Below are 8,177 nucleotides of genomic sequence, written 5' to 3' on the forward strand. Positions count from 1 at the left end.
CGTCCCAGTAGGGTTCGTGTTCGCGAAAGAGCTGAGCGACGTCCAGCGGGGGACATGAGCGGCTTCTACGTAGATCCGGCTGGCCTGAACGGGCTGTACAACGTGCTTCATCGGGTGTCGGGCGACGTCGGTGACACGCTCGCGTACGTCAAGCGGCATTGCGACCTGACCTTCGCCGAAGAAGGTCTGCTGGTCATCTTCGCCAGCCCGCACCAGCTGGCCTACGACCGGATTACGCAGGGGCTGCAGCGGTTGGAGACGATCAGTCGGAGCGCTGCCACCCAGATCAACCTTGCCCAGCGCGCCTACGCCACCGCCGACGCGGAGTCGGCAAGCCGGGTCGACCAGACCTATTCGGGCGCGAAAGACCCGACAGCGATGTGGAGCACGCTCAGCACCGGCCGTCCCGACCTGTGGCCCACCGCCCACCGGTCTCCGTTCGCTGATGTAGCCGAGCCGACCAGCAACCTGGTGCCACCCAATTACGCGACCGCGGTCGAGATGTGGAAGATCAACCCTCTCGCGGATTTGATCAGTCCTGCTGCGTGGCTGCGCCAGGTCAGCGTGTGGCTGTTCGGGTACGACCCGTTCGAGGACTGGAGCAAGCAGCTCAGCGGCGACTGGAACGCCTACATCCACTGTGCTGCGGCCTGGCGGATCATCGGCAATGCCCTACTCGATGTCGGCCGCAACCTCGTCACCACCGCCGCCGACGTACCCGAAGTCTGGCGCGGCCGGGCCGCGGAGGCCGAGCAGGAGTTCCAGCTCACGCTCGGCAAGGCCGCCATGGCCCTGCACCCGACGTGCGATCAGTACGCCGAGCTATACACCAAGGCCGCTGAGGCTGCCAAGCAACTCTTCGACGTGGTCAGTGGCCTGATTGCCAAGCTCATCGACGTCCTGATCGTCATCAACCTGGCCTCAGCCGTCGGCACGGCGACGATCGAGACGGGAGTCGGGCCAGTCGTCGGTTACGGCGTAGCCGCCTACTACGCCTGGCAGGCGTACGACCTCTACAACGAGATTTCGACCTTCTACGGCAACGCCGAGGCCACGTTCAAGGGCATCGCCGGCACCATTGGCATGATTCAGGCGGGCGCCGCCATCGCCGCACTTCCCGAGCTCAAGCCCTATCAGCACCCCGGACAGCAGGGATAGCTCATGAACGAAGAGATTTACCGCCAGCCGCTGGCTCGCGCGGTCCTGACGACACTCGCCAGGAGCCGCGGCGGCGACGACCCACTGGGTTCCCTGGCCCGAACCGTTCTCAGCGGCGAGGCGGACCTGCGCACGGCGGTGGCGTTCTCCTCGCACGGCCGGGCGCTGGACGACGCCTTCACGACGTCGCTGAACGAGCGCGACGCCCTCACGCAGGACGAGCGCATCGAATGGGAGCGGCAGGCGCAGCAGCTTCGTGACGCAGGCGCAGCGCTGACCGTCGAGGTGGAGACTCTGGGCGATGCCACCAGCGAGGGTCGGGAGGAATGGCGGTGAACGCCCGCATGCGATGGAGACTGGCCGTCCCACTCATCGGCCTGAGCCTGCTCATGGCGGTCCCGGCCACCTACGGCACCTGGGTGTTCTGGTCCGATTTCGGAAACACCTATCGATTGCTCAGCCTCGTCATCTGCCTTGCTCTGGTGGCACAGCTGGCGTTGGCGGTGTCGATCGGCGTACGGCCGACCCGGGACGTGCCCTGGGCGCGGATCGGACTGATGGCGGTCGCCTTCTTGGTGGCCTGCGGTGTTGCTGCGGTACGGAGGTCGGTCTGAAATGACCCGCGGGTCGTTACTACTGCCGATCAGGATCGGTGGTGGAGCCTGGCTCCAGCGTCACCGCGCCGTTGAGCCGGGCCCCCGCGCCCTGGATCACCGCTCTGCTGGCCGCGGGCTGCAACAGCTGCTGGTGACCGCCGTGTGGCGTGCTGGGGCATGGCGTCCGGACCCCAACCACGAAGGACCGTGCCCGATCCCGTGGGCGTTGCACGTCACCGACGGCGCTGCTCAGCAAAGCTGAGCAGCGCCGCCTCCGCGAGGAGATAGCCGACACCAACGGATGACCGTTCGCTTTGGACGACACCTTCGGTGGCGGTGAACCGGCGGGGCGTGAAACCCCGTGTCCGAGCACAGATCGGCGAGGACCCGGGCGAGGCGGGCTAAATGCTCGGCCACTGACCAGACGACGGCTGTTCGTCGGCGATCGACGACTTCGGTCTTCCCGGTGGCTTCAGGCTCAGGCGGGGGCGGCGGCCTTTTCGGCGATGCGGAGCGCCTCGACCAGACCCTGGTAGAGGGAGTCGCGCTCCATCAGGTCGGCGTGTGTGCCGCGTGCCCGTACTCGACCGTCTTCCATTACGACGATGGTGTCCGCGTCGAGCACCGTCGAGAGCCGGTGGGCGATGGTGACCACGGCGCCCTCGGCCGCCCGTTGCCGGATCACCTCGTGCAGCGCCGCCTCGGTGAGGCCGTCGACCTGGGCGGTGGCCTCGTCGAGCAGCAACACGTCGGGGGAGCGCAGGACTGCCCGGGCCAGGGCTAGCCGTTGGCGTTGTCCACCGGAGATCGACGAGGCCGACAGCGAGGTCTCCAGGCCGTCGTCGAGGGTGTCGACGAGTTCGTCGAGGTGGACCGCGGCGAGCGCCGTTCGCATCTCGGCTTCGGTGGCGTCGGGGTGGGTGAAGAGCAGGTTGTCGCGGATCGTGCCGGGCAGCAGCGGGGTTTCCTGTTCGACGTACGCCAGCCGGCGGCGGATCTCAACGTGCGAGTAGGTGGGGTAGGGGCGGCCGTCGAGGGTTACCGTGCCGGAGGTCGGCTCGAGGAAGCGCAGGATGAGGGAGAACAGCGTGGTCTTCCCGGCGCCCGAGGGCCCGACGATCGCGGTGTGCCCGCGGCGGGGGATCTCCAGGTCGACGTCGATCACCACATCGGGCTGGTCCGGCCCGTAGCGGGCGGTGACACCCCGGAGCGCGAGGACGGGGCCGGCCGGGTCGGCCGGCTCGGTGGAGGCCGACGGCGCCGCGTCGGCCTCGGTCGCGATCGAGTCGATCTGCCGGATGCGGGCGGCGGCGGCCACGCCGGCCTGGAGCGCGGTGACGTTCTGGGTGAGATCGGTGATGGGACCGACGAGCTGGAACGCGTAGAGCAGGAACGCGATCAGGCTGGAGACCTCCAGCAGGCCCTGCCCCGCCCGCCACGCGCCGATCCCCAGGATGACGATGATGGCGAGCTGGATCCCGGTCCAGGAGATGGTCCAGACGATCGCGGAGCGGCGGGCGACGCGGACCCCGTGCGCGGCGGCGGCCCGCGCGTCGTCGACCACCCGTTCGGTCTGCCGGTCTTCCGCCCGGCTGGCCTTGACCGTCCGGATCGCCCGGAGCGAGCCTTCGAGTCGTCCCCCCAGACGGCCGACGGACTCCTGGGCCGATTCCTGCGCGGAGGCGATCGCGGGCAGCAGGCCACCCATGAGCACCGTGACCACCACGACCGACCCGAGCGTGAAGGCGAGCAGCATCATGTCGAGCACGCCCATCAGCACCAGCGTGGCGAGCATCGCCAGGACGCTGTTCACGATCCCGACGATGCTCGACGAGGCCTTGTGCAGCAGCGCGGCGTCGGAGGTGACCCGGGTGACCAGCTCGCCGGGCGGCCGGCGGGTGATCGCGCCGATCGTGGCGGCGAAGTACCGCCCGACCATCGACACCCGGGCGTCGAGCACCACCTCTTCGGCGACCGTGCCCAGGACGACCCACTGCCAGAGCGAGATCAGAGCGCCGACGACGACGAGGCCGAGCAGCACCGCGATCGGACGCGTCAGCGAGCCGCCGTCGCCGACCGTGTCCAGCACCCACTTGGTGACCATGGGCGTGGCCAGGACGACGGCGTTGGCGACCAGCCCGAGAACGAGCCCCAGCACGAGGACGCCGCGGTGCGGGCGCAGGAAGGATCTGAGTGAGCGCAGGGATGACGACTCAGCCATATCTCGGATTGGAACAGTAGAGCCCCATTTTCGTCAAGCGGCGTTCCGTCCTGGTCCTGCTAACCTCTACCGGTGATGGACACTCAGGAGCGCGGCGTGCGGGCGCGGACGAGGCAGGCGATCCTCGACGCCGCCATCACCGTGCTGGGCCAGGAGCCGACGGTGTCGCTGGGCGCCATCGCCGCCGCCGCCGACGTCGGACGCACCACCCTGCACCGATACTTTCCCGAACGCTCGGAGCTGCTTCGTGCGGTGAACGCCGAGGTGACCGCCCGGCTGGAACGGGCGGTCGGGCTCGCGCGGCTGGACGAGGGGCGGGGCATCGACGCGCTCCGGCGGCTGACCCGGGAATACTTCGACCTGGGCGACGTGCTGTCGCTGATCTTCAACCAGCCGCACCTCACCGCCGAGGTCGGGTGGGCCGACCCGGGGGTCTGCGATCCGCGCTTCGAGACGATGGTGCGGCGGGGCCACGAGGACGGCACTCTCGATCCGGACCTGCCCCCGCCGTGGGTCCACAACCTGCTGTGGGCGCAGCTCTACGCCGCCTACGGCTACCTCGCCGACAGCGACACCTCGCGACACACGGTGCTGGGCCTGCTGGTACGGACCGTGACCGGCGCCGCCGGCGTCAAGAGTGCGCGCATCGAGGAGTAAGGGCACGCTCCCGTTCGCGGCCACTCAGTCGAGACAGAACTCGTTACCCTCGATGTCCTGCATCACGAGGCACGACTCGCTGTGCCCATCGGCACGCAGTAGTCGCACGCGTACCGCGCCGAGCTCGACCAGTCGTGCGCATTCGGCCTCGAGTGCGGCCAGACGCTCTTCCCCCACGAGCCCGGTGCCGACCCGCACGTCAAGATGCAGCCGATTCTTGACGACCTTGCCTTCGGGAACGCGCTGGAAGAACAGTCGCGGGCCCACGCCTGAGGGATCAACGCACGCGAACGCTGAACCCTGGCGCTCCGGCGGCAGCGCGCGATCGAAGTCGTCCCATGTGGCGAACCCCTCCGGTGGCGGCGGTACGACGTACCCCAACACCTCGCACCAGAAACGAGCGACGCGCTCAGGTTCTGCGCAGTCGAAGGTGACTTGGACCTGCTTGGCCGACGCCATCGGTCCACCATAGAGGCGGGGCCTTTCGTCGTCCAGGGATTCGCCCCTAACCGACGGGGCTTACGACACACGGCCTAGCGGCCTTGGCGCCCGCGTGCGGGCCGCCGGTACTCCGGGGACGACCACGCGAGGCGCGGCCGTCCCCGGAACCAGCCGATGTCAGGCGACCGTGCAGGACGCGCCGTTGAGGGTGAACGAGTTTGGCCTGGCGGTGTTGCCGGTGTGCGTGGCCTGGAAGCCGATGGTGACCGATCCGCTGACGGGGATGGCCGCGTTGTGGCCGACATTCCTGGCCGTCACCTGACCCGAGGTGGGGGAGTAGGAGGCGTTCCAACCCGAGGTGATGGTCTGCCCACCCGGCAGCGTGAAGACCAACGACCACCCGCTGACGGCGCTGGCGCCGGTGTTGGTGATGGTGATGTTCTCGGTCAGCCCGGTGTTCCATGCGTTGACGGCGACGGTCACCTGGCAGGCGCCGGAGCCTGGGGGCGTGGTCGGGCTCGGCGGCACGGTCGGGCTCGGCGGCACGGTCGGGCTGGGTGGCGTGGTGGGGCTTGGCGGGTTGGACAGGCCGAAGAACTGGATGGCGGACCCGGCCATGCCGCTGGCCGGCAGGCTGTGCCCGGCCCCCTGGATGCTGTACGCCTCGACCTGCACCGTGCCGCTGGTGTCGGCGTACCGGCGCCGGCTCCAGTTGGCCTGCGGCGTGTCGGTGGAGGTGGGCGTCTGGCTGAGGCCGAACACGTTCGTCCACTGCTCGATCGTCTCCTGCAGCAACTGGTACGGCACGAGCGTGTCGTTGGTTCCGTGCCACAACTGGACCCGTGGCCGGGGCCCGGAATAACCGGGGTAGGCCTGACGGACCGCATCGCCCCACTGCTGCGGAGTCCGGTTCAGGTTTCCGCCGGTGCACTGGCTGCTGCCGGGTGGGAAGTCCGCCGCGCCGGCGAAGCAGTTGTAGGGCACCCCCATGAACGCGGCACCGGCCTTGAACACGTCGGGGTAGAGGGCCAGCAGGTGGTTGGTCATCATGCCACCGGACGAGCTGCCGGTGGCATAGACCCGGTCGGGGTCCGCGCCGTACTGCTGCTGCGCGTAGCGGATCATGGAAAGAATCGACACCGGGTCGCTGCCACCGCCGCGGCGCTTGGCGGCGTCCGACCAGACGTCGAAGCAGTTGCCGAACCCGGCCTGCTGGGTTGCGGTCGGGTAGATCACGATGAATCCGTACCGGTCGGCCAGGCCGGCGAACTCGCTACCGGAGTAGAAGCCGGGGCCCGACCCGCCGCAGCCGTGCATGACCACCACGGTCGCCGGCCTGGCCGGGCGGGAGTCGGGCACGTAGACGTGCATGCGCATCCGGCCCGGGTTGTCGCCGAAGCTGGTCACCTCGGCCAGGGATGCCGCGTACGCGGGCCGGAGCGTGGGGACCACCAGACCGGCCGCAGCCAGCGCTGCGGCCAGGCCGAGCAGCAGATTCCTTCTGATTCTCACCGGGACGACTCCTTCGATCACCTGTGCAGGCTGGGATGTGGCCGCGCGTTCCGGTCGCGGGTGTGCCCGCTACCCCGCGGTGATCGCGCGTTGCCGCACCGTGTGCGGACCGCCCTGCCCGGCTCCGATGGCGTCGCGTAGCAGTTAGTGTTCCTCCCGGTCCGACAAGTGTCAATCGATCGATGTCGAACGACTGCTGTCGTCGGCCACGGAGCGCCGGCTCGTGGGCGCCCCGTCTACAGTCGCTGTACCGTCCCTGAGCCCCCGCCCGGAGCGCCTGTGACTAGCCCGTTCGACATCGAGGAGATGTTTCCGAACGACGGGGACCGCCCGCTGCGGCTTCCCCGGCGACAGGCCGGAAACTCACCCCAGGGCGTCGCGGTGACCCTGCTGGCGGACTACACCCTGCGGACTCGTGCCGCGCTCCCGTCCGCCGCCATCGTCGCGCTGCTCGCGGAGTCCGGGGTGACGACGGCCGGCGCCCGTACCGCGATCAGCCGGCTGGCCGGCCGTGGCGTACTGGAAGGCAGCCGGCAGGGCAAGCGCAGTTTCTACCGGCTCAGCCACGCCGCGGCCGCCAACCTCTCCGCCGGCGGCCGGTGGATCCTCTCCGCCACCGCCGCGACGGCCCCGTGGGACGGGTGCTGGACGGTCGTCGCTTTCTCACTGCCGCAGGAGCGGAGTGCGCAGCGCCGGGCGCTGCGCGGTCAGCTCCGTTGGCTCGGATACGCGCCGTTGTACGACGGGCTGTGGATCTCCCCGCACGAACTGACCCCGCCGGCCCGGGCGCAGCTCGCCCAGCTCACCCTCGGCGCCGTCACGGTGTTCCGGGCGCGACAGCCCGAGCTCGACGCGGTCGGTCAGCGCGCTCCCATCGATGCCTGGGACATCCCCGCGATTGCCCGGCACTACGCGGCATTCCTCCGGCGCTGGACACCGCTGTTACCGCGGATGACGTCGGGACGGGTCGACGGCGCGGCGGCGGTGCGGGCACGTACCGAGGTCATGGACACTTTCCGGCGCTTTCCCACCCTCGATCCGCAACTGCCCCTGGACCTCCTCCCGGTCGGATGGCTCAGGGGGCCCGCGCGGGAGCTGTTCGCGGCTGTCTACGACGGCCTCGCCGGCCCCGCCGAGCAGCACGTCCGGGCGCTGGTCGCGCGGTTCACCGGCAGCGCGCACCCCGGCATCAGGGCGCACACCACCGCCGATCTCCACGCCGGGGTACGCGATGACGAGCCGTGCCCATCGGTCTCGATGTCGAGCCGGTCGAGGACCGCGCCGGCGCCGTAGATTGCGTTCGGCCCAAGGTGAACGGCTCCGCGCAGCCGCGTTCGTTCGCCCGTCGACGCGGTGCCCTCGGCCCGGCGGAGACTCCGCCGGGCCGAAGCGCTCGCCGTTCGGGTGCAGCGGCGGTGTCACCCGACCCGGACGAGCTGCCACTGCTGGTTGGCGCCGTTCCAGTCGGCGTACTGGACGATGTTCGCACCGTCCGCTGTGGAGGCGCCCTGCACCTCCACCACCTTGCCGCTGTGCCGGCTGACCAGCCGGATGTGGCCGCCGTCCGAGTCAGCCAGCCGGAACTGCTGGTT

At 69.7% G+C, this 8,177-nt stretch carries 8 protein-coding genes and 1 pseudogene; 5 read left to right on the top strand and 4 right to left on the bottom strand.

Annotation, left to right across the window (positions count from 1 at the left end):
- Positions 1-54 precede the first annotated feature (54 nt).
- From BLW47_RS24200 to BLW47_RS24210, 3 genes are read left to right on the top strand one after another with little or no spacing between them, the layout of a single operon-like run.
- Positions 55-1,158 (top strand): hypothetical protein, encoded by a 1,104-nt coding sequence (locus BLW47_RS24200; RefSeq protein ID WP_091562994.1) that lies wholly within the window; start codon positions 55-57, stop codon positions 1,156-1,158.
- A gap of 3 nt (positions 1,159-1,161) precedes the next feature.
- Positions 1,162-1,494: a hypothetical protein gene (locus tag BLW47_RS24205; RefSeq protein WP_091562996.1), complete on the top strand. Its 333-nt coding sequence runs from the start codon at positions 1,162-1,164 to the stop codon at positions 1,492-1,494.
- Positions 1,485-1,772 (top strand): hypothetical protein, encoded by a 288-nt coding sequence (locus tag BLW47_RS24210; protein ID WP_245737075.1) that lies wholly within the window; start codon positions 1,485-1,487, stop codon positions 1,770-1,772. The genes BLW47_RS24205 and BLW47_RS24210 overlap by 10 nt, the downstream gene beginning before the upstream one ends.
- Before the next feature lie 460 nt (positions 1,773-2,232).
- On the opposite strand, the gene BLW47_RS24215 is transcribed toward BLW47_RS24210, so the two are convergent.
- Positions 2,233-3,975, bottom strand: a complete 1,743-nt coding sequence (locus BLW47_RS24215) for an ABC transporter ATP-binding protein (protein ID WP_175543786.1) — start codon at positions 3,973-3,975, stop codon at positions 2,233-2,235.
- Positions 3,976-4,050: 75 nt separating this feature from the next.
- Here BLW47_RS24215 and BLW47_RS24220 point away from each other — a divergent pair, with 75 nt between their 5' ends.
- Positions 4,051-4,632 carry a TetR/AcrR family transcriptional regulator gene (locus tag BLW47_RS24220; protein ID WP_091562997.1) on the top strand — a complete coding sequence of 194 codons (582 nt, stop codon included), beginning with the start codon at positions 4,051-4,053 and terminating at the stop codon, positions 4,630-4,632.
- Between the two features lie 24 nt (positions 4,633-4,656).
- Here the strand turns inward: BLW47_RS24220 and BLW47_RS24225 are convergent, their stop codons facing one another.
- Entirely contained in the window at positions 4,657-5,091 is a 435-nt protein-coding gene (locus tag BLW47_RS24225; RefSeq protein ID WP_091562998.1) for a VOC family protein, read from the bottom strand.
- Positions 5,092-5,250: 159 nt separating this feature from the next.
- Positions 5,251-6,585, bottom strand: a complete 1,335-nt coding sequence (locus BLW47_RS24230; protein ID WP_091563001.1) for an extracellular catalytic domain type 1 short-chain-length polyhydroxyalkanoate depolymerase — start codon at positions 6,583-6,585, stop codon at positions 5,251-5,253.
- A 279-nt stretch (positions 6,586-6,864) separates the two neighbouring features.
- On the opposite strand from BLW47_RS24230, the gene BLW47_RS24235 reads away from it, so the two are divergent.
- Positions 6,865-7,878 carry a PaaX family transcriptional regulator gene (locus BLW47_RS24235; RefSeq protein WP_091563004.1) on the top strand — a complete coding sequence of 338 codons (1,014 nt, stop codon included), beginning with the start codon at positions 6,865-6,867 and terminating at the stop codon, positions 7,876-7,878.
- 131 nt (positions 7,879-8,009) lie between these two features.
- Here BLW47_RS24235 and BLW47_RS24240 read toward each other — a convergent pair.
- A pseudogene (locus BLW47_RS24240) lies at positions 8,010-8,177 on the bottom strand (RICIN domain-containing protein); the annotation flags it as partial.

The organism is Micromonospora pattaloongensis, assembly GCF_900107255.1.
Classification (GTDB): Bacteria; Actinomycetota; Actinomycetes; order Mycobacteriales; family Micromonosporaceae; genus Micromonospora_I; species Micromonospora_I pattaloongensis.